General features: G+C 36.0%; 14 protein-coding genes. 5 read left to right on the top strand and 9 right to left on the bottom strand.

Features of this window, described 5'->3' with window-relative positions; genetic code table 11:
• The first annotated feature begins 130 nt into the window (after positions 1-130).
• Entirely contained in the window at positions 131-727 is a 597-nt protein-coding gene (locus FLV_RS19475) for a 3'-5' exonuclease (RefSeq protein ID WP_317235684.1), read from the top strand.
• A gap of 287 nt (positions 728-1,014) precedes the next feature.
• On the top strand, positions 1,015-1,185 hold the full coding sequence (locus FLV_RS19470; RefSeq protein WP_243236424.1) for a hypothetical protein: 171 nt from the start codon (positions 1,015-1,017) through the stop codon (positions 1,183-1,185).
• A gap of 40 nt (positions 1,186-1,225) precedes the next feature.
• Here the strand turns inward: FLV_RS19470 and FLV_RS19465 are convergent, their stop codons facing one another.
• Positions 1,226-4,909, bottom strand: a complete 3,684-nt coding sequence (locus FLV_RS19465) for a hypothetical protein (protein WP_243236423.1) — start codon at positions 4,907-4,909, stop codon at positions 1,226-1,228.
• A gap of 863 nt (positions 4,910-5,772) precedes the next feature.
• Positions 5,773-8,037, bottom strand: coding sequence for a restriction endonuclease (locus FLV_RS19460; RefSeq protein WP_243236422.1), 2,265 nt, complete (start codon positions 8,035-8,037; stop codon positions 5,773-5,775).
• A gap of 730 nt (positions 8,038-8,767) precedes the next feature.
• On the opposite strand from FLV_RS19460, the gene FLV_RS19455 reads away from it, so the two are divergent.
• From FLV_RS19455 to FLV_RS20025, 3 genes are all read left to right on the top strand, one after another.
• On the top strand, positions 8,768-11,749 hold the full coding sequence (locus tag FLV_RS19455; protein ID WP_243236421.1) for a P-loop NTPase fold protein: 2,982 nt from the start codon (positions 8,768-8,770) through the stop codon (positions 11,747-11,749).
• A gap of 34 nt (positions 11,750-11,783) precedes the next feature.
• Entirely contained in the window at positions 11,784-12,581 is a 798-nt protein-coding gene (locus tag FLV_RS19450; RefSeq protein WP_243236420.1) for a hypothetical protein, read from the top strand.
• 470 nt (positions 12,582-13,051) lie between these two features.
• Positions 13,052-13,507, top strand: a complete 456-nt coding sequence (locus FLV_RS20025; protein WP_317235683.1) for a four-helix bundle copper-binding protein — start codon at positions 13,052-13,054, stop codon at positions 13,505-13,507.
• 97 nt (positions 13,508-13,604) lie between these two features.
• On the opposite strand, the gene FLV_RS19440 is transcribed toward FLV_RS20025, so the two are convergent.
• The 7 genes from FLV_RS19440 to FLV_RS19410 all read right to left on the bottom strand — a co-directional run bounded on the left by FLV_RS19440 (position 13,605) and on the right by FLV_RS19410 (position 22,780).
• On the bottom strand, positions 13,605-15,635 hold the full coding sequence (locus tag FLV_RS19440; protein ID WP_243236419.1) for a heavy metal translocating P-type ATPase: 2,031 nt from the start codon (positions 15,633-15,635) through the stop codon (positions 13,605-13,607).
• A gap of 13 nt (positions 15,636-15,648) precedes the next feature.
• Positions 15,649-16,011: a DUF3703 domain-containing protein gene (locus FLV_RS19435; RefSeq protein ID WP_243236418.1), complete on the bottom strand. Its 363-nt coding sequence runs from the start codon at positions 16,009-16,011 to the stop codon at positions 15,649-15,651.
• A 54-nt stretch (positions 16,012-16,065) separates the two neighbouring features.
• Positions 16,066-16,581: a hypothetical protein gene (locus FLV_RS19430; RefSeq protein WP_243236417.1), complete on the bottom strand. Its 516-nt coding sequence runs from the start codon at positions 16,579-16,581 to the stop codon at positions 16,066-16,068.
• An 11-nt stretch (positions 16,582-16,592) separates the two neighbouring features.
• Positions 16,593-17,813 (bottom strand): efflux RND transporter periplasmic adaptor subunit, encoded by a 1,221-nt coding sequence (locus tag FLV_RS19425; RefSeq protein ID WP_243236416.1) that lies wholly within the window; start codon positions 17,811-17,813, stop codon positions 16,593-16,595.
• A gap of 10 nt (positions 17,814-17,823) precedes the next feature.
• Positions 17,824-22,143, bottom strand: coding sequence for a CusA/CzcA family heavy metal efflux RND transporter (locus FLV_RS19420; RefSeq protein ID WP_243236415.1), 4,320 nt, complete (start codon positions 22,141-22,143; stop codon positions 17,824-17,826).
• Between the two features lie 99 nt (positions 22,144-22,242).
• Positions 22,243-22,569 (bottom strand): DUF6660 family protein, encoded by a 327-nt coding sequence (locus FLV_RS19415; RefSeq protein ID WP_243236414.1) that lies wholly within the window; start codon positions 22,567-22,569, stop codon positions 22,243-22,245.
• Between the two features lie 37 nt (positions 22,570-22,606).
• Positions 22,607-22,780, bottom strand: coding sequence for a hypothetical protein (locus FLV_RS19410; RefSeq protein ID WP_243236413.1), 174 nt, complete (start codon positions 22,778-22,780; stop codon positions 22,607-22,609).
• Positions 22,781-23,028 lie beyond the last annotated feature (248 nt).

Genomic DNA, 23,028 nt, shown 5'->3' with positions numbered 1-23,028 from the left:
GTGTTTGGTGGTCAATTTGAACCGAAACAAGGTGGTCAGTTTAAATTGAAAAGGGGTGGTCAGCTTGACCCGAAATCGGTGGTCACTTTATATTGAAAAAGCGTGGTCAAGTTGACCGTTTTTTCCAGATATAGGACTTTTAAGGGTTTTTATTGCTTCATTAAAAAAAATTAAGGGTAATACCTTAAATGAATTATTAGAATCAATCACTAGCATCTACACCTCTACTGAAAACAAAAAATATAAAGAATTAATAAATCAATTATTTGATTTTGAAGGCTTCCCATATAAATCTATAGAAAGCTACCTGTCCGAAATACTTTATCCCAACTTAAAAGAAGAAGATATTGCTGAGACCGCAAAATCTATTGAAAATTTCTTAAACATTAATCTTAATGAATTTGAATTATGGTATAAATATATTCAAAGGGACAACGAAACTGAAATAGTCTATCACACTTATCATGGGACAAAAGGACTTGAATTCGATAATGTTTTAATACTAATGGGTAATGCTTTTGGAAAAAATAAAATGTATTTCAAAAATTTTTTCATGGCAGTACAAAATGGCACAGAGGAAGATAATGAAGAATTTGAGCAGACAAAAAACCTTTTATATGTAGCATGTTCCAGAGCTATTAAAGATCTGAGAATATTATATCTTGATGATGTTACCGATTTTAAAGCTGCATTGTCAAAGATTTTTTTTGATGTAAAGCTATATTGAATTCTAAGTTAAAACCATAAAAGATGGAAAGCCTGAAAAAATACAATCTACTTTGCACATAGTGAAAACAGAAATTTAAAAACATCTTTTTCTCAGCAAAATAATATTTAAAATGAGAAGTAATAATAGAGATTCAAATGATAATTTAAGAATTTTCATATATTTAATAAAACCAAAAATATAAAATATGCCAATAAATTTATCTGATTTCCCTGAAAAAACAATTTACCCAATGTATTATCTACATCACTCAACCGCAAAAGCTTTAGAATCAAAACCGCAATTAAATGATTGAAGAAATTCTTCAACTAGATAACGCAAGAGCTGCAATGCATACAATTGAAATATCTAGTGTTAATAAAAGATCCGAACGTTTTGCATGGTCACTCCCTAGCCTATTTCAATTCAAAGGTTGGAATCCAACATTTACTTTGGAATTTTATCCCGGTACAGACTAAAAGAGCCGGATTCCATATAAAACGGAACGAATATTATTTTTTATTCTAATCCGTAATTTTCATCCTTACGTTTTTCTCTTTCGATCTTTTCTTCAAAATCAATTATATTTTCTTTAGCGAATTCTTGAATTTTAACTTGTGGATGATTTAAAAGCTGCTCCAATAAATTTATTCTAGATTCGAATAAAGGAACTAGTGATCCTGACCAAAAATAGCTGTGAAGCACACTACTTAGGTTCTGTAAAAAAACGTCATTTTCGGCAAATCTATTGAACATTTCCATTGCAAGTGCTGACCAAACTTCTTCGTCTTGATTTTTGACGGAAAATTGTATGAATTGGATAATTTTTTGCGGTGATTCAAATGGATATTGATCCATCCAATCAAGTAATTTGCTTTCCTCAAAATTATGATATGCCTTTAATAACTTTTTAAGATTGTACCAACCATAAAAGTCATTTCGCTGCATTTCAAGCGCAATAATAGGCCATGAAATATTCCAATAATCCTTGAGAATAATTTCTAAAATATCTTCTATGCTATTTTCATGTTTTAAGGATAATTCTTTTGTTGCACTTATAACTTCATTAGCAAGAAATTGAACTGTCGAATCATCTAAACCTTTTGCTTCTAGTTTTCTTAAAAGCTCAACATATTGACGCATTGAGAATGCATTGTATGTTCCTTCTCCTTTTAAAACACCTTCCCTTTGAAGCAATTTTGAAAAAAGGTTTAAAACTTTATCCGTAAGATCCAATTCTTTTTTAAAATTAAATTCACATAAATCAATAGCTACCCACCAGCCATACGGTTCGATATTTTTTAACCATTCAATGAAATTTAAAATTTCATCTTCTGATAAAGTTTTTATACTTAAATATTGTAGTGATATTGCATAGTTTGGATTTTTCTCGATTAATGGATATAGAATTTCCAGGTCATTAATTTCCAATAGTAAATATCTTGTCAATTTAATGCTATGATAATTTACTTTATCATTTTTTAAAAACCTGCTAATTGTATCTCTTATGAAATCTTGATTTAAAATACCCGACAAGTATCCCTCAATAAAACTAATATTCTGTTTTTCAAAAGGAATCTGCTCTAATTTCTGAATTGCAGTTTCAATTAATTCACTGTAATCCGGATTATTATTTGCAATGTTTTTTGCAAAACCAAAAGTTAAACGCTGTTCGTCTTGAAGAAGGACATCCAAGTCATTCATCCAGCTTTTGTCCTTTAAATCAGCAAATTCATTAGCAAATTCATTAGCCTTTACTTCCGATCGATTAATAATATTCCCATCCTTGCCTTTATAGGTAGAATAAGGAGCGAGTGCTACCATAAATTCCAATTTCTCACGAATGGTATTTTTGGTGTACTTATTTAGTAATTCTTGAATTTTGTCAAAAATATCTTTAGGCAATTCTCTCTTTTCACTTAAAATATAATCAAACTGCTGGCGAAGATTTTTATCAATTTCAGATTTTTTCTCTAACATTTTTTCAACAGCATCCACCATAGCTTTCTGGTTTCCACTAAATATCTGCGAATTGAGTCTGTTTACTAATACATCATAACTTTCTAACTGAATTACATAATTAATTATATCTTCCCAATACTTAAATATTTCCGCACCAGTAGGATTGTAATCCTGCAGCTTTTCTCCAGCCTGTAAGTCAGCACCTCCCATTCTGGTAAACCCATGCACCATTAGACCTCGATCTAATGCAGCATTAATTATATTAAAACTGCCATTTTCACTCTGAATTAATTCGTTTAAAAGTTCAATTCTATCATCTAAAGTTGCTTCTGTAGCCGGTAAAACACATTGAAACAATTGAATAAATTGCGATTTAGCATTATTCCCTATGTTCTCATTTTCAGCTACTGCCAATCTATAAAGTAGTTTTGCAGCACCATTAAAAGTTTGCTTTCTGAATACTAATCTTTCCAATGCCCAAACCAGATAACGCCTGCCCTCCTTTATTTCTATAAGTTCTTCGTTTGATTTCGTATTTAAAAATGATTCTAAAGCATTTAAAATTTTATCTGGTTCCAATTCAGCAAGCCCCATTATTATCCTTGCACCTTGATCGGAGTTAACAAATTCATATTTAGTCAGTAAGCCACCTTCTACTGACAGAATTTCTATTAAATGATGTGCTCCTTTTAATTTGTTCAGCTCGATTAATCTTTTACTGAATTGTTTTGACAAACCAATTTCGGTGATTTTTGTAAAAAACTGTTCTACATCTTCGTTTGCCAATTTCTCAAGTCTGTTAAAAGCTAATTCTTCAACAAAGACCTCTAAAACAATAAAGTCTCCAGCAATTTTAACAATACCTATTTCTTCTAACTTATTGATAATAAGTTCGAGATCTTCCCTTGTGGCAATCCCCGTTTGAGACAATAAAAATTCAGACTGCGGCTGGAAGCTGTCATAATACCCCACATGCGTAAAAAGAGAAAGCTCCTCTAACAGATTTAATACTTCGGGTTCACCTAAATCTGCACCTAAAAGCTGATTCCATTTTTCGTTATAATCAGTTGAAAACCCCTCGGACCCTTCTGGTATTTTTCCAATCATAGCAAGCGCATTCCTTAAATTCCCTTTAGCATTCTCAATAATGAAGTTTGTATTTCTAGGATTCCCATTCTCATTTGATATTTTTTCAATTATTTCATTGGCAAAATCTTGATCAACGAAATGGCTTGCTCCCTCACCGTCTTCATCATTACTGATTGTTAATAAGCTTATATGCGAATCATAGAAATATTCATTAAAAACTTTTTTATGGATTTTTAAAGGACAATTATCAAGTATGACAATTTTTCGCTGATTAAGTGTTTGAAGATCCAATAATTTGTTTTCAATCGATCTATAATCACTTCCATCAATATCATAATATAAAATCTTCTCTAAATTATCAACTTTAGGAAGTGAGCTGTCAATTTCTCTATATAGCTCATATGCTAATCTTGTTTTACCAGAATTTTTAGGGCCGACAATTCTTTGAGGTCGATCTGTTCTTTCTAAGTCAATTCTAAGCTGTTTAATTTTTTCTTTGATATTCGAAGTTGGTAAATAAACTGTCTGATAATCTTTCGGCGACCAATCTTTGTGTAATCTTAGTGGCTTCCATTTATCTCTTTGATAGTCACTCTCTGAATGAATTGCTGCTTTTATTGCATCATAAAAATCTTTAGCTAACTCAGCTCTAACAGCTTTTCTGTTTTCATTATTTGATTCATTTAAATTATATGTAATTCCCCAACGAAACCCTTTTAAATCAACAGGCAAATCACTAGGGCTTCCATATGCCTCATTCATTACAGCTAAAGTTCTGTAAGTTCCCTTTTTGGCCCAAGCATAGCCGGTTTCTAAAAGAACATTTGGGTTTGGAGAAAGTTTACGATCTCCTTTTGGTATTCTGATAGAAGTAGAATCTGCATCTTCACCAATTATTTCAGCAGCTAAAAATTCTTTTGCAGATGTATATGTTAAATCGACAATAACCATATCTGATTCATTACTTTTCCTTAACATTTCATCAATTAACAATGGAGTACCAGGAGTTTTTCTAAAACCAAAATCTAATGATACATTTGTTCCTTCTGACCTGAATTTGGCAATTGCAATCTCAATTGCAGATTGAATAAATCCTTTTCCGAATTTATCTTCTACATCCATCTGGAATGCAAAGAAAACCTTATAATTCATTTCTACTTATTTATATAATTCATTATTAAGACCAACAATGGTTCTCTCCCATCTGCCACAGTCAAATATAAGAATTCATGGAATGTAAAATCATCTTACCAATTTAAATAACTATTTAATCATGGATTTCTAACAAAAAGTGGAGAGAAAATTAGCCTGAATTTATATAACAACTTTAATGTCAAACTCTTAAATGATTTTATGGTTCAAAGCCGAAACTTCTTTTTTTTTGCAGCAAATCTCTATGTATCCAAAAATTCGCTTCTAATAATTCATCGATCAAAATAACGCTATGAGTTTAGATCCTAAATCACAGCAATTAAAGATGGAAGTGATACCTTTTTTGCCACAAAAAGTTAAGGCGGTTTTTAAAGATTCACCAGTCTAAGTTTTGTGGTAGAATCCTGGCGCATGGAGTTTTTGAAAACTAGAAGCTCAGCAAAATCAAGGTCTAAGAAGTTTAGGTTCGAAACTTTTAGAGGACGATATTTGGGATAATAAAATATTCAAATGGATCAACTAGATTCTGGGTGCAGAATCGGTGCACTTTTTTTACGAGACAGTTCAAAACACTATAAAACTGTCACTTATAGACCTAAGTTCGAAACATTACTACATCAAAAACTGTTATAATATTACTAATCAAAAACTGTTATAATATTTAGCAATCAGAGATTTGTGGCAAAATCTTGGCACACGGTGTTTTTGAAAACTAGAAAGTCAACAAAATAAGGTGCTGACGAGTTTAGGTTCGAATATATTATAAATTAAGATGTTTTCTCTTCAACGTGGTTTTCAATTCGCCGTAAAATTCTGAATAAACCGAAAGTTAACAAAAACAACATATACTCCAACTCCTATAATTAGTCTCTCAGACTACCGAAAATATCGCTTATTATACTGTCCTCTGAACGGTTGTCTTCATCATGGCTATGAAAATACCGGTCTTCCTGCGCCATGTCAATCTGATGATCGATGTAATCTTCATATTCGGATTCCCGCCTAGTCAGTTCTTCATATTGTCTTTCGGTATCCAGATAAGGAAAAGTTTCCTTAATGTTATCCAGTCGGTTCCTAAATTCATATATTTCATCAGGAGTAAGATGCTCAAGCCCCTTGTAAATGGCATCCTCCGCAATACCTATGAAATGACCGTCAATTACATATTCATTATATGCTTCTGGTAAAATTTCCTGGAAGCGGGTAAAGACTTCAAGATCATCCAAATTTTCGCTGTAGCAGAAGAATGCATCGATCACCTTTTCCTCATCAAAAGTGAACCTTTCGAGATCCAGCTCCTCCATCAGCTCAACATAATCCAGCCGATCCGATGCCAGTTCATACAGTATCCTTTTTCCAAACTGCCTGTAAACAAATTCCGAAACCCTTCCATCTGATGAATAATTGGAATACAGGTAATTCAGAAACATATAACTGGCAGCCTTAGGCTTTTCAAGGGCAAATTCATATCTTGAAGTATATTTATGTAGCTTGCAAGTTACGAGAGATTTCTCCAGGTATTCAAGTCTCTCGGCTAACACCTCAACTAAATCTTCCGTGAGCGTGATGCGTCCAACAAATACCCTGCCTGAAAAAATGGTATGAAACTGATCGGTGAATTTGAATGAACCAATCAGATCTTCAATTATGGATTTTTTATCCGCCAGATATTTGACCAGAAAATCGTATATTGATGGGTTCTGGTACTCCACTGCAAGAACGCCCTTATTATCCCTTTGGGTTCTTATAAATGTATTTTCGAGCTCCCGTATTGACTTAAGGAATTTTATGGAGTCGTAATGGGTCAAAAGCTTTTGGCTGTTATTTTTGAAAAATTCCTTTACAGCTACTTCGAGATCACTGAGCAATACAGGCGTGCCAAGAGTCGCTAAAACCAAAAGGACATATTGCGAGAATTTATCGAGTGAAGTCTCAAAACTGTTCATCCAGACGCTGTCAGGAAAATCGAATAATCCTTTTAATACTTCAAAAAAATCTTTAGGCTCACATCTTTTCCATATTTGCTGTCCGATAAATGCTTCGATAATTCTCGGACTGTAATTCGGGTGGTCAATCAATTTTTGATATTTCTTCCCTTGAAGTAGATTTTCGAGATGTTCATCCGAAATTTCTCCATGAAACAGATGGTTGTAGAGTATTTTTGCTTTGCTGATTTTTGTATAGCTTGATAAATCAAGCGTGCATTTCGCAATCTCTATGTCATGTATTTTAAAGGCTTCGTAAACTTCTTTAGCTTGATTCAGAATATATTCGCGCGTTGCAAGTATTAGAACCTTATCTGGTGAATTTTTAATCTTATTTATGAATTTGACAATCTTATCGTCATTCTTTTGAAGCGTGACGGCATCAAAAAAATTTTTCCCCAGAAAATCATCAAAAAGGAATATCTGTTTGCGCTCTTCCTTGAAATAGGAATAGCCGTCGTCTATATTATCACTCAAATAAATGAATTCCTCATATCCTTTAGAAAGCAGAGAAAGTGTAAGCATCCTCGAAAGAGTTGTTTTTCCGATTCCGGGAATCCCTGATATGATGATATAGCGGTGCTGGTCTAATATTTTCCCGGCTTTATAAAAACTTGGATTCTGAACATAGATCCTTGCCTGTCTTTTTATCTCATCGAGCTCAAAATTAGACTGGTTATATATTTTACTGTGAAGGACCTTGTTCAGAATTGTGGTGCTGGTGATCCATAATTTAAAATATTTCTCCTCTACTTTGCTGCTTTGGGACAGCAGGTTCAATAGATCATCTCTTCCCAAAATATCTTCGGTAGATTCTATGTATGGAGCAAATAGTTTCTTTATAGCATCTTTATTGTGAGGTGACAAGCCAGCCGTAGTGCTGATTATATACCTTGAAGGATTCAGCTTCTGAACTTTAGAAACCTCTTTTTTAAGATTGGTCAACAAGCTGGTGTAATTCTTATACCGCTTGGCCTGAACAATAACTTTTTTTGATTTATCGAGGCCAAACCTTAAATCAATTCCCCCGTCCTTACCAGTTTTGAAAGATTCTATAAAAATCTTGAATTTTTCCTGAAGCAGATCTCTGCTGAATTCCTCAAATTCGTCTGGAGAAAATACCGTTAAGTCGTAATCTGCCATAATTGCTTAATAAATTGGTTATTTAGTTATTTCAAATATACTAACTTTTACCTCTAGGCGAAGTATAATGCCAGACAAAGACTGACAGTCCAAATGGGGTTCCTGCCCGTCTAAAATCTTATAATATTCTTGTTTAATGATTTTCCATTCTGTTAATCAAGAAGACTAGTTAAAAATTTTAAATTAAAAAAAACAGACTTTTGTTTAAAGCGATTTTTTATTTAATAAAATTCTCCAGTTGAAAACAAAAACTCGACAACGATAAAGCGAAACAGTATCTTAACTTCTGGAAACCCATTCTGCTAAAATGATAAATTTGGAAAATTCCTGTTTTTTTTATAAAATTGTGTAAGCTTATTGGCAAGCTTGCTCGTTCGTGCAAAGATTTCTTCAGCCAATATTTTAATAATGCTAACCTATCAGCTTATTATCCAAACAAAAGTACTGCAATAAATTGCAGGGTTTTAAACCCGAATCTGAGACCAATAAAAAAACTTCGCTTGCGGCAAGATTTGCACAAATTTGAGATGGCAATTTTGTCAGGTCTAAAATGGCTTGAATATAAAGCCATTTACAATGTTATTCATACGCTTCGTTTTTGATGTGTTTTTCATTCTGCCTTTGTGGAGCAAATATGAAAAATGGAACTATTTAAGTAAGAATTTTTTAGTTAAGAAGTAATTGTATATTTACATAAAAGTTTAATTCTACAAATATCAACATAACGACTATGGGAAGATTTCTACGCCTTTTTTTTCAAAAAACCAGCTTTTTTGTACCTGTTGCTGTGCTTATTTTTACCTTCCTCTATTTCGAAAAGTATATTAGCTTATTTATAGAAACATTTTTAATGTCCAACCCCACCACTAATGAGTGGTATCTACAATTGATTATAATAATTGCCTTTTTATGGTCAACAGGATTTTTATCTATAAAATTAATAGCAGACAAATACGTTCCCACCGCGGCCGAGTATATTTTTTTTTCGTTGTCATTTCTTTTACTTTTATACTACCGCTTCAATGGCAATGGGCTAAACTGGAACCTGCATTTAGCCGTTGCCAACTCTAATTTTTCTGTCCAATATATTGAACTGGCACTGGCACTTGTGCTTTTTTACTTTGCCTTTAATGCTATTGGCTGGTATTTAAAACGACGCAGGAAGCAGACCGTGGTAAAGAATTTTTTGATAGGAGATGATCCTATTTCGACCCAGGGTGAGGACCTCGTTGACTTTTCTCCCACTGTTGGAAAATTAACTGATATATTACTAAGCGATAAACATCCAAAATCAATATCTATTGGACTGATCGGCTCATGGGGAAATGGTAAATCCAGCGTCATCCAGATGACTAAATCTGCAATTGAAAGCTCAAAACAATTTCAAAAAAATGAAATAATCCCGATTCATTTTCTGCCCTATCTAAATCACAATGAGAATGAAATCATAAACGAGTTCTTTACCTTGCTCAGCAATGCCCTGTCACCTTATAACGGAAGGCTCTCTAACCAAATAGTTGACTACTCTCAAAAATTGACTGACCTCTACCAGAACAAGAGCCTGAGTAATTTTTTGGAGAATCACATCACAAATTTCTCTCAGTCTTCTGCCTGCGAACTCTATGAGAACATCAATAAGATGTTGGTGGAAACACACAAAAAAATTATTGTTTTCATTGATGATCTGGACCGTCTGAACCAGAAAGAGATTCTGCAGACCCTAAAGCTTATTCGTAATACCGCAAACTTTACCAATACTTTTTTTGTACTGGCCATGGACAAGCAGTATGTTATAAAACGTCTGGCCGAAAAAGGAAATATTCTCGATACCAAGTTTGTCGATAAGTTCTTCCAGCTTGAAATATATCTTCCCGAAATTGACAACAGCGTCCTAAAACAGTATTTTACAACTGAAATGCTTCGCGAATTCAGCCCTCGCCCTTTGGATTTAGAGCCCAGATTAAAGGTAGCATTAAGTGACCCCAATTTACTCTTCGGGGATTACGTGAAAAATTTCAGGGACGTGAAAAGGGTTGTAAATCAAATTAAGTATGACATTTCTCTTTTTCAGGAAGACTTTGCATATCTGAACCTAAAAGATTTTATAAATTTCACCTTTTTTAAACTGAAATTTCCACAGGTCTTAAAACAGTTAAATGAAAACAGGGGAGACTTTTTAACTATTGACCGAACCAAAGGAACTTACAACCTCATACAAGTTCAAAAGGACCAGAAGGAACTTATGCTAGATGTTCTACATTCTGTGTCCAACGAATCAATCAACAGTATTTGGGATCTGGATAAATATCAGGCCTATAATGAAATATTAAACGATAAAAAGGAGCATAAAATCGGTAATGAAAAAATTATGCGATCTGATAAAGTACTGCTTATAAAAACTTTGGCTTACCTATTTGGAGATGAAAATATACCTCAAGGTCAGGACTCCATCAAATTTGCCAATAACTTTCAAATGCTGATGCAACAGCGCATCTTTGCAAATTTTCTTAAACAGTCCGAATTTGAATTGTTGTTTACAACAGAAAGGGAAACACTTAAGACAGAACTGCTTAAAATAAAACAGCAAGGAAAAGAAGACCAGCTCATCGGCAGACTGGGGTATTTCTCTACAGCTGATCAGCCTAAGCTTAAGCGCATTATAGAATATGTTACAATTATCTACGAGATGAATGCACTTAAAAACCAATATGACATAGATATCTATAAGCTTATAGAAAAATTTGCCGCAGAGCTTTATGATAGTCTGACTACTATAGGAATCGCGGAGTATCGAAAATGGCTTGATGAAAATCTATTCAGCAGCGATCTGGTTTCTGAGGAAACAAGAATTATTTTAATTAGTACAATTTGGCAAATTAAGCCCGTCAATGAGTTATGGCATCTCGACGAAGATTATATAATTGCTAAAACAGCTGAGCTGTATGACAAATATTTAGTTAAGTATGATAGAGTACTCTGGGAGATAGATAATTTCAGATCATTCAACGTTTATCAGGGATCTAAGTTGATTGATAACGATAAAACCAATGAGCTGTTAATAGAGTTCTGGTCTCGAAATGACATAGAGCTTTTGTGCGCACAGCTTACAGATATCGAGTCTTTTTCTAACACAAGCCTTAAAATTTCGGAGACGGCAGTCCAAATATTTGGCTCTAAAGAAAAGTATATAGATTTTGTCAAAACCCACAAAGATCATTCTCTTCCTCAGGTTCAAGAATTTATTGATCTATTTCAACTTCTGCAATTAGTAACCTTCAAGTTTGCGCTGGAATATGATTTCGTCCATTCATCGCTAATGAAAGAAAGAATAAAAAAAAGCCACATTCAATATGGAACCCAAAACTTTATTGAGCGCGAGCGACATGAGCAAGTAATCATAAAAATAACTGATACCACTTTGGGATATCAATTTACCGCGATTCGCAACTATAAAGAAAAATATTTTTTAAACTCAACAATATTTGAGAATACATTTTACCTTACAATTAATGTGATGCACGAAAAAATCGACAGGCTCCTTTCAGACTTTATTGTAGATATCACCACACTGCATTATGGCAATCCAGAGCCGCCAGTAAGCTTGGACGTAATTGCCGAAGGCACTAGAATTCAACTTACAGAAACAGACTATATTGAGTTTATTTCTATAAAGCCAAAGCCCGAAGGGGAAATAAAATATTTGAATAAGTAATAGCAGAATTGGACAACATATTAAAATCAATAATATGCAGAGAAAACACATAGAATTGCTTGAAAAGTTAATTACAGCCAAGAAAGAACGTTTCGTTATGGATCCCCCTTTTGATATTTTGATTCACTCGATTTTAAATAAAATTACCCTAAATAAGTTAATTAAATATTACATCCATATGGAAGAGTCAGACCTGAAAAATTCAGTGCTGTCAAATATTAGCAAACGTCTTTTGACTGTCCGCAGTCCCAAGAAAACTTACGCATTATTTTATTCCATGCTCGAGGGCAGCCCTTACATTAGAAGACAGAGAATAAGAATCATTTTGTTTACCTTGCTTCCTGTTTTAGGCAAACTGTATTATGAAGACTATTTTACTACATTTTATTACTCAAAATATTCAAATGACAAGAAATCTGCTATTAGCATCTACAAGGAAATAGCTCACCAAAGGCATCATGGTACAATCTTACTAGATTATTTTAATTCTCAAAATCAAATTTATCTCAGCGCTCTGATAATTGATAATGCAATTGAGATACTTGTCGCTAACATTGAAGATATATGGAATACTGATCCTAGCAGTTATCTCAAAAGAATGCTAATTTTACTGCTTTGTCCTAAAAACAGTGCCACCCTTGGCTTTATTGAATTAAAGGATCCCCATCATTTTCTATTTCTAAAATGCAGCCTGCATAACGTAACAACAGAAAGCCTTATTCGTACATACTCAGAAGTACCTTTTGCCCAGAAACATTTTTCTCTTTACAATATCAGTTCAAAAGTTTCTTGGGAATTTCTGGAAACTGAGATTCTACAATACGTCAAATAAGCATTTACATATTTTAAATTTTCGAAATTTAATACTAAATGAATTTGAGGTACAAATAAGATAAAATTCATAACTGATCACTGAATTCTAATGACTAATTTGTGTTTTGTGGCAGAATCGTGGCACATGAAGCTCTTAAAAAATAGAAAACCAGTAAAACAAGGTTCTAAGAAGTTTAGGTTCGAAACTTTTATAAACCCTAAAAAGTCTAAACTATTTCAGGTGTTGTTTTAAATAAATTATTTCGATGGCAGGCCTAAAATGATCACACTGTAAGAATCAAATAGCTGTAATAATTATACACAAACTATCCTTTATCGTTTTAAATGTGGGTCTGCATAATGTAAAACTTCTTTTAAATTTTATAAACAGAAGTCAAATATTGGGACTATTTTAGTTAACTTAAAATCATTTAATTTATTATTATAACCAAACCATTTCATTGCCTCTATTAAAGTTAACTTTATAATATGTGGTTTTCTTTAGGCGTGCGTGTAAAGATTACTCAAACAAATACCAATTGGTATTACACAATTAATTTTCTTTCAATAATACATAATAACTTTTATAAACCCAATAAAACGAAAATTATGGACCAGAAATTTAGAAATTGTATCGAGGCCTGTCTGGCTTGCGGTATAGCGTGTAATAAATGCGTAACGGAATGTCTGAATGAAGACGATATAAAAATGCTTGCAAGATGCATACAGCTTGATAGGCAATGTTCGGTGATCTGTTTTGCTGCTGCAAACCTTATGAGTATTGGGGGCGAGCATGCCTCCCACTTATGTGCTGAATGCGCAGAAATATGCAGAGCCTGCGCCGAGGAATGTGAAAAACATGGCGCAATGGGCATGGATCACTGCAAGGAATGCGCGGAAGCCTGCCGTAAATGCGCGGAAGCTTGTGAGGCAATGGCAAGTTAATGCTATAAACTAATTAAACAAAAACCGCACAGCAGTGCGGTTTTTGTTTATGAATACCAAGACTTACCTCAGCAAATATTTGTTCTGTTTATTGTAATTAGAATTTCATTTTCTGAATCCGTACTGCATTAAGTATAGCTAGCAAGGCAACGCCGACATCTGCAAAGACAGCCTCCCACATTGTGGCAAGTCCACCCGCTCCCAGAATAAGGACAATTGCCTTGACAGCAAATGCCAATATGATATTCTGCCAGACAATTTTCCTAGTCTGTTTTCCTATATTGATAGCCATTGGGATTTTGCTTGGCCTGTCATCCTGAATGACCACGTCGGCAGTTTCAATTGTGGCATCGCTTCCCAAACCGCCCATTGCAATACCAACAGTACTTAAGGCTACAACTGGCGCGTCGTTTACACCATCACCGACAAAAGCAACTGACTCATTTTTGGCTTTAATTTCATTTACCTTATTTACTTTATCCTCAGGAAGCAAATCTCCGAAGGCATTTACTATGCCAAGCTTATCGGCCACAAATTGAACAACATTGGATTTATCCCCGCTAAGCATGGTGGTTTTAACGCCCATTGCTTTTAGCCTGTCAACAGTCAGCTGCGCATCTTCTTTTATGGTATCAGCAATGGTTAAATAACCGGCAAACTTTTTATCGTAAGCTATGGCAATCAACGTATAGACAATAGAGTTCGGATCAATATCATATTGGATACCGAATTTATCCATCAGCTTAAAATTACCTACATGCAGTTCTTTTCCGTTAACTTCAGCCCTTAATCCATGTCCCGAAATTTCTTCTACCTTCTCAAGCACTATCGAAGGATCGATTTGTCCAACATGATCGTGAATGGCCGTTGCTACGGGATGCGTACTCTGGCCTTCGAGTGCATTGACCATTTTAAGAATTTCATCTTTATTAAATTGGTCGGAAATCACAACGTCCTGCACTTTAAAGACACCTTCGGTCATAGTTCCTGTTTTGTCCATTACCACATTTTGGATATTGGCAATACTATCCAGAAAATTACTTCCCTTGAATAATATCCCATTTTTGCTAGCTGCACCAATACCACCGAAATAACCAAGCGGTATACTGATTACCAACGCGCAAGGACATGATATTACCAGAAAAACCAAAGCCCTGTAGAGCCAGTCGTTAAAATCATAATTTTCTACAAAAAAATAAGGCAGAAAGCAGATACCAACAGCCAGGAAAACCACTATTGGTGTATAGATTTTTGCAAATTTCCTAATAAAAAGCTCTGTTGGCGCTTTCTGCGTTGTGGCATTCTGCACCATCTCCAGTATTTTGGAAAGCTTGCTGTCAGTATAGGCTGTAGTTACTTTTACCTGCGCGATGGTGTTTCCATTGATCATCCCGGCAAGGACAGTATCGCCTTTTACCTTGGTATCTGGCTTGCTTTCACCCGTAAGGGCAGCGGTATTGAAGGAAGCGGTATCAGATAGCAATTCCCCATCCAGCCCCAGTTTCTCGCCTGATTTCAGCTGTATTACGGCACCTATGGCAACATCTGCTGCTTTTACTGTCTGTACAACGTTATCCTTTATGATATTTACTTCGTCAGGGCGCTGGTCCAGCAGGCTTTTAATATTGGATTTGGCACGGCTGACGGCCAAAGTCTGAAATACTTCCCCAATGGTATAGAAAAGCATAACAGCCACACCTTCCGGATACTCTCCAATGGCAAAAGCACCAACAGTGGCAATAGACATCAATAAAAATTCAGAAAAGACTTCTCCTTTGGTAATGCTTTCAAATGCCTCTTTCAAAACCGGAAGTCCCACAGGAAGGTAAGCTGCTATATACCACCCTAAACGGACATATCCGGTAAACCAGTTTTGCTGGAAATAATTATCGAACCCTATACCGATAATCAGCAGTATAAAGGAAATAATGGCCGGCAGGAACATTTTAAATGTACTTTGGTCAGCATCATGCCCGTGGTCATGATCATGTCCGTCATCATCAGCATGGATGCTCTTATCCTCCACAGGGCAGCATCCGCTGCTTTTATCTGTTTTTGCATTAATTTTTTCTTCCAGTGTGCAACAAAGCTGTTTACCATTTGCATCATATTTGTGTTGATGTATCATAATACAATTGTTATTAATTTGAATTTAAAATTTTCTTTAAATCTTCTGGTATTTCCATTGATTTTAACGGGGGTACATTAGCACCTCCTGTATTGCCTACCGGAATATGACCCACGAAGGATTTTACACCTCCTATCAATAATCTTGGGATTTGTCCAATGACTTCTTTTGAGCTTTTAATTTTAATACCAAATTGTAACATTTTCCAATGTACAAATGTATGTTGATAAGGATATTTTTGTCCAATAATATGTGCTCGCTCTAAATGATACCAAGCACTTTGTAAATTATCTCGTTGTAGATTTTCCTTAACTGCTTCTAACTCTTTTTTATAAAAAGGAATTAATTTACCTGGCATTATCGTATTTAATTTCATAATAAGTATGTATTTACTATTATTCTTAGTATTTCCTTACTGTATGGTTTGCTACTATTTTACTAGAAATGGATCTTTCGCTACCAATTGCCATCTTTTTTGTCTGTATTTATAAAATGATTTTGCCCACCTTGTTATAAATGAAGTGAGTACACCACCATAAATAATAATTTCATCCTCATAAATAATTGACTTATCAGTGATCTTTTTTAGTGTTATTTTGTGGTTCCATACTTTTGTGGCGTTATCCCATTCTCTTGTCTGTAATATGAAATTCGCTTGATCAATTTTCTCAAAATAAAGAAAATGAAGCCCTCCAAATGGTAAAAACCTGTAAATTAACATGTGTGTTGAAACTGTATGACCTTCTTTCCATATTTCAGGAAACTGTCCTCCCGTCGGTTTAAACTTGACTTTGCCATTTGCAACAAAATTTAGTAAGGCGCTTGTTTGAATTTTACTCCTGGCTGTATCAATATCTATTGGAATTTCAGAAGTTACCGTCAGTTTACAGGCTGTAACCTTATTACCCTTATAGTCAATTTTAATTTTTTCAGCTTTTGTTTTCATATTTATTGATGTCAATGTACATGCTCCCCACCGCCTTTTATAGCAGATAAAAGATAAAATGCTCCTTTAACAACTATTTTGGCATCAGAGGGTATCTGGTCCACAAATTTCACCTCCGTAAAACCTAAATCTGTTGTGCCGGGTACTACTTCGATGGCTTTAAAATGAATTTCATTATGTTCTGCTTCTGTCTCTTTGGCATCGCTTTTTTCTTCCTGATGATTCTCTTCCTGAATATACACAAAATATTTGTCACCATTTCTAACAATTGCATCTTTTGGCAATGCTGGAACTGTAGCATTTGTGATATTGATGTTGGCCGAAACATACATGCCCGGAATCAGGCCCTTTGCGTCGGCAGGATCAATTTTGGCGTGAACCGCCACTGTTTTGCTTTCATTTGAAAACGATTTGTTGATCCCGAATATTTTTCCTTTGATTGATTTGTTAGACTGGTTTGTGAGGACAAAATCAATAACCTGCCCCACAGAAATAGATCCGAGGTCTTTTTCGTAAACATTAAGGTCCAGGTGCATCTGGCTATTGTCAACTACTTCAAAAAGTGTTACCCCTGTTTCTGCAAAAGCGCCTTTTGCAATATTTATTTTCCCCACATAACCGCTGATGGGTGCAACAATAGGCACAAGTGAGCTGCTCCCCTTGGTGCTTACATGCAAAGCGTCCAGTTTATTTTTAGCTGCCTGTGCCCTGGCCCTTTCTGCAGCTAATTTGGCTTTGACCTCCTGAAAAGTTTTTCTCGGGTTTACATTTTCTTCACTTAGGGTTTTCTGGCGGTTGTATTCCAGCTGCAGGTATTCAATATTGGCTGAAGCAGAATGATAATCTTCCTGCATTTCAATGACTTCAAGATTCTGAATGGTTGCCAGAACTTTTCCCTTATTTACATAAGTCCCTTCCAATACCAAAATATCCTTGACCGTTCCACCGATAAGCGTTGCCACTTCTGCGGAGTTTTGCGGCGGCACAGTAGTGTAGCCGTTGGCCTTTATAATTTTGTTTAAATTCCTGTTTTCCACGGAACCCGTTTCAATCCCAACGGTTTTAAATTGAGATTCGGTCAATGCCACTTCATTCTCAGACTTTTCCTCCTCATGCGATTCTTCTGCTTTTTTATCCTGACAGGAAGTCGTCAGAAACAAAGCAATAAAAAGAATCAGGATAGTACTTTGCACGCAAACCAATGAGATGTTATTTTTAAATATGTTTTTCATTCTGTGAAATTTATTTGTTTGAAATAGATGGAAACTGCATTTCTATAGCACTTTGATTATAAGAATGGGCAGCTTCGGCGTATTGTTTTTTAATATCGATGGCCTGATTTAAAAAGCTGATATAAGACCAGTAGCTCATATCGCCATTGGCATAACTTTTTTGCGCCGTCTCAATTATCTGGCCAGCATACTGCATTCCCTCATTTTGATAATAGGAAAGTGCTTTTTGCTGCTTTTCAAAATTATTTTCCAGTTCCTGCATCTGCAGGTTAATAGCCAGTTTGTTTTTATCCAATGCCAGCTGTGATTGTGAAATACTTATAGAAGCTGCCTGAGCCCTTGCAGTATTCACTCCTCCAAATAACGGGATTTGCAGACCTGCGGTAAACCCCTGGAACAGCGATTCGGTATTGATGGTCTGGGCAAAATACCCCAGTCCTAATTTTGGCGTACGCATGGCTTTAAAGGTATTGGCCTCTTTTTGGGAAACGGCAATTTGCTGCTGATAAAAATCTGTAACAAGTGCCTCGGCTTTTGAATTTCCTTTTTGCTCAGCAGGAGTGTACAGTAAAGAAACCGACGCATCGGGAACTATGTCCTGATCTGTCTGAATAAAAAACTGCAGTTGTTTCTGGTAGATTGCCAGATCATATTCCAACTGCGCTTTCTGGGTTTCAATCTCTTTTACTTTTGCCTTTGCACTGATCACTTCAATATTCCCGCTTTCGCCCGTCTGAAAACGTAGCTCTGCATTTTTAAGAAATTTGGTATAAATATCACTGAGCTCCAAATTTAATTTTTGAACTGAAATACCATACAAATACTGATAATAGGAAAGTGTTACCGCCTTTTCTATTTCATATTCAGATAACGCTTTTCTTTTCTCAGCCAATTTTACCAGCTCTTCCTGCAGCTGACGATTGGCTTTTGTGATTTTTCCTATTGGAAAATACTGCTGGATTGAAACGTTATGATCAAAGTCAGCACTGTTGAACTGCCCCCCTTGGTACTGGACGTTTAGAGGATCGGGCTGGAAGGCGGTCTTTTTTAAAACAGCTTGTTTTTCAATTTCCTTATCGGCAATTTTCAAATCAATGTTGTTTGATTTTGCCATCTCGAGCGCTTTTTCCAAACTTATTGCCTGGCTATTTTGAGCAAATGAGAAACTGGTAAAAAACAGCACCAGTAGCGTAATAATAGGCTTTTGTATCATTTTTCTTTTTTTTGTTCTATTCTCCAGCAATAGGTATAATATAGGCAAAACGATCAGGGTCAATAACGTTGCTGAGAATAGTCCCCCAATAACTACCGTCGCTAATGGCTTCTGCACTTCCGCCCCTCCACTGGTAGATAAGGCCATTGGCAAAAATCCAAGTGAAGCAACTGCCGCTGTCATAAGTACCGGTCGCAGTCTTGTTTTGGTTCCGATTAAAACCCGCTCTAACGGATCAGTTATCCCTTCTGTTTTAAGCTGATTGAAATAAGAAATCAAGACTATTCCATTTAGAACCGCAATACCAAATAAGGCAATAAAGCCAATCCCCGCTGAAATACTGAAAGGCATTCCACGCATTGATAATGCAAATACACCCCCGATTGCTGAAAGAGGGATCGCGGTGAAAATTAATCCTGCCTGTTTGAAGCTGTTAAAAGTAAAATACAGCAAAACCAGTATCAGCCCTAAAGCTATCGGCAATGCTACAGAGAGACGTTTAGTCGCTTCGATTAAATTCTCAAACTGTCCGCCGTAGGTTACATAGTAACCTGCCGGAAGCTTAAGCTGTGTATCTAATTTTTGCTGAATTTCTTCTACGACACTTTTGATATCGCGCCCACGAACATTAAGCCCTACAGTAATTCTGCGTTTGCCGTCCTCACGGCTCACCTGCACTGGTCCCTGCTCGTAATCAATGGAAGCTACCTGGGAAAGCGGAACCTGCTGCCCATTGGGAAGCGGAATAAATAAATTGCTGACATCGGTAATATCGCCTCGGTTCTGCGCATCCATCCGTACCACGACATCAAAGCGTTTGCTCTGCTCGTATATTTTACCGGCGCTTTCCCCAGCGAAAGAAGAACGTATTATTTGGTTTATATCCGATATGTTCAGTCCGTACAAGGCGATTTTATTGTAATCGTATTTAATTGTAATCTGAGGAAGTCCCGTTACCTTATCGGCTTTCAGATCCCCGATCCCCTTAATGCCCCTGACTTTGGAAATCAGTTCATTTGCTTTTGCATCAAGCACCTCCAGATCATCTCCAAAAATTTTGATGGCAATATCGCTTCGGCTTCCTGTCATAAGCTCGTTGAAACGCATTTGAATAGGCTGGGATATTTCAATATTGGCCCCTGGAATAACTTCCATCTCTTTCTTCATGGCATTGGCTAAATCCTCCCAGTTATCATACTTCCCGCTCCAGTGCTTTTTGTCCTTAAGGACAATAATTAAATCCGCACTCTCTATAGGCATGGGATCGGTTGGTATTTCACCGCTTCCAATCTTGGCTACAATGGTTTTGATTTCAGGAAATTTGGCCTTTAGTATTTTTTCATATTCGGTAGTGGTCTTAACCATCTGCGTCAGCGAGCTTCCTGTCATGATAGTCGCGTTTATGGCAAGATCGCCCTCTTCTATGGTTGGGATAAATTCACCGCCCATATTATGAAAAACTATAATTCCCAAAGCGAATAACCCAAGGGCGATGCCCAAAACTATTTTTTTGAACTCCAGGGCTTTCTTCAAAAAAGGAAGGTAGATATTCTCCAGTTTGGCCATCATTCGGTCACTAAAATTATCCTTGTGCTCTGTATTTTTTGATAAGAACATGGCGCTCATCATAGGCACATAGGTAAGGGATAACAAAAAGGCACCAGTAACGGCAAAACCAACTGTCATGGCCATTGGTTTGAACATTTTCCCTTCTGTACCCACCAAAGCCAGAATGGGAAGGTAAACTATAAGAATAATAATTTCCCCGAAAGCGGCGCTATTTCTGATTTTTGATGCAGAATTGTAAACCTCCTGATCCATTTCCTGTTGCGATAATGGGTCTTTTCGCTTGAGTTTCTGCAAATGGTGCATGGTGGCTTCCACAATGATAACTGCCCCATCGACAATTATTCCAAAATCGATGGCACCCAGGCTCATTAAGTTTCCGCTCACCCCAAAGGCATTCATCAGGATAACTGCAAAAAGCATCGCCAAAGGAATAACAGATGCCACGATCAGCCCGGCACGAAGATTTCCCAGGAATAAAATCAAAACGAAAATAACAATCAATGCACCTTCCAGTAAATTTTTGGTCACCGTGCCAATGGCACTATCTACTAATTTTCCCCTGTCAATAAAAGCTTCCGCAACAACACCTTCAGGCAGGCTTTTATTAATTTGAATCATTTTTTCTTTGATGCGTTCCACCACTGCACTGGAATTTTCACCTTTCAGCATTAAAGCCATACCGCAAACAATCTCGCCTTTTCCATCCTTGGTAGACGCGCCGTAACGAAGTGAAATCCCTTCACGGACCTGCGCCACATCCCTCACCAGTACCGGCGAGCCATTGCGGTTTTTTACCACTACATTTTCCAGGTCTCTTACTCCGGTGGCCATACCGACACCACGGATAAAATAGGCATACTGATCTTTTTCGATATAAGCGCCGCCTGTATTTTGATTGTTTTTTTCCAAAGCATCAAAAATCTCAGTAATGGTGACCCCAAGGCTGTTTAAAGTGTTTGGATTGACTGCAATTTCATATTGTTTTAGCTTTCCTCCCCACGTACTTACATCTGCAATACCTTCAATTCCCTGTAGCTGTGGAATAATAATCCAATCCTGTATGGTTCTGAGTTTTACAGCATCATATTTATCTTCGTATCCTTTTTTGGCGTATACGTCATATTGATAAATTTCGCCAAGACCTGTAGAAATTGGCGCTAATTCGGGGGAACCTGCATAATCGGGAATGTTTTCCTCGGCCTGCTTCAAGCGCTGAAATATTTGTTCCCTTGCCCAGTAAATATCTACATCATCCTCAAAGACAACCGTTACAACAGAGAGTCCAAAACGGGAAATACTGCGAAGTTCAATAACTTTCGGGACTGTCTTTACAGCCTGTTCTAAAGGATAGGTGATCAATTGTTCTACCTCCTGGCTCGCTAAGGTCGGAGCTGTGGTAATTATCTGAACCTGATTATTGGTTATATCAGGCAGCGCGTCGAGCGGCAATTTTTTAATGGAGTAGCTTCCCCAGGCAATTAAGGCCAAGGTAAATAAAAGTATAATGAACTTATTCTTTATACTGAATTGTATGATTTTGTCTAACATCTGAATATAATAATGAAATGAGATAACAAGGCATATTTGTCTATCTAATAATGTGGAAACTCCACAACTCTCTAACCCGAAATTACTCGGGCAACATTATTATGCTATTTGAGGCGGCTGCCAGATACTTCCGAAAAAATTGGAAGCAAAAACTGAAGTATAACTTGGTAAAGGACATTTGATGGTTTTGCTAAGAAGCGGAAAATCAAATGTGATGGCAGGTGCATAACTCAATACCTGTACTCCGCAGCAATTACATATGCAAAACGGTGAACACATATCACTTTGCTTGTCATGGGAATGATCCATTTCCGTTGCAGAAAAGAGAACTGGATCCAGTACATTGTTATTAGTTTCCTTGTCTGCACATGGCATACAGGAAATGATTAAAATGATAAGTGATAATATGATATTAGTTATTTTCACGATTGTAAAAATACGATTATTACCTTACAAAATTAAATTATTTAATATGTTCCTTGTAAAAATGAATACAGCGAGCTGCAATACCCAATAATAATAGTGTGCAGATCAAGACAATTCCAAAAACTCGAATAAAATCTTTAGTAGTTAATTTTCTACTTGCTTTAAATCCCTTCTTTTTTTTTGCCTTTATAGTACTTTTAAATTTTGCCATATATAATTCTTGTAATTTAAGTTGAATATACAAACAACGGTTTGAATTTTATCTATAAATTTGTAATGTGAAAACATGGGTGACATTTATATCGATTGTAGTACTGCTCCTTGCAACAGTACCTTGTTCTGCATTTTCTAAACATTCAGAATGTAATGTTGAGAAAAATTGCAAAAACGATCCGCATGATTGTGAGCGTGAATGTAATGGAAAATGTTCGCCTTTCTATTCTTGTGGAAGCTGTACCG

The organism is Flavobacterium pectinovorum, from assembly GCF_022802975.1.
Lineage (GTDB): Bacteria > Bacteroidota > Bacteroidia > Flavobacteriales > Flavobacteriaceae > Flavobacterium > Flavobacterium pectinovorum_B.
This window is presented reverse-complemented; position numbering and strand designations above follow the sequence as displayed.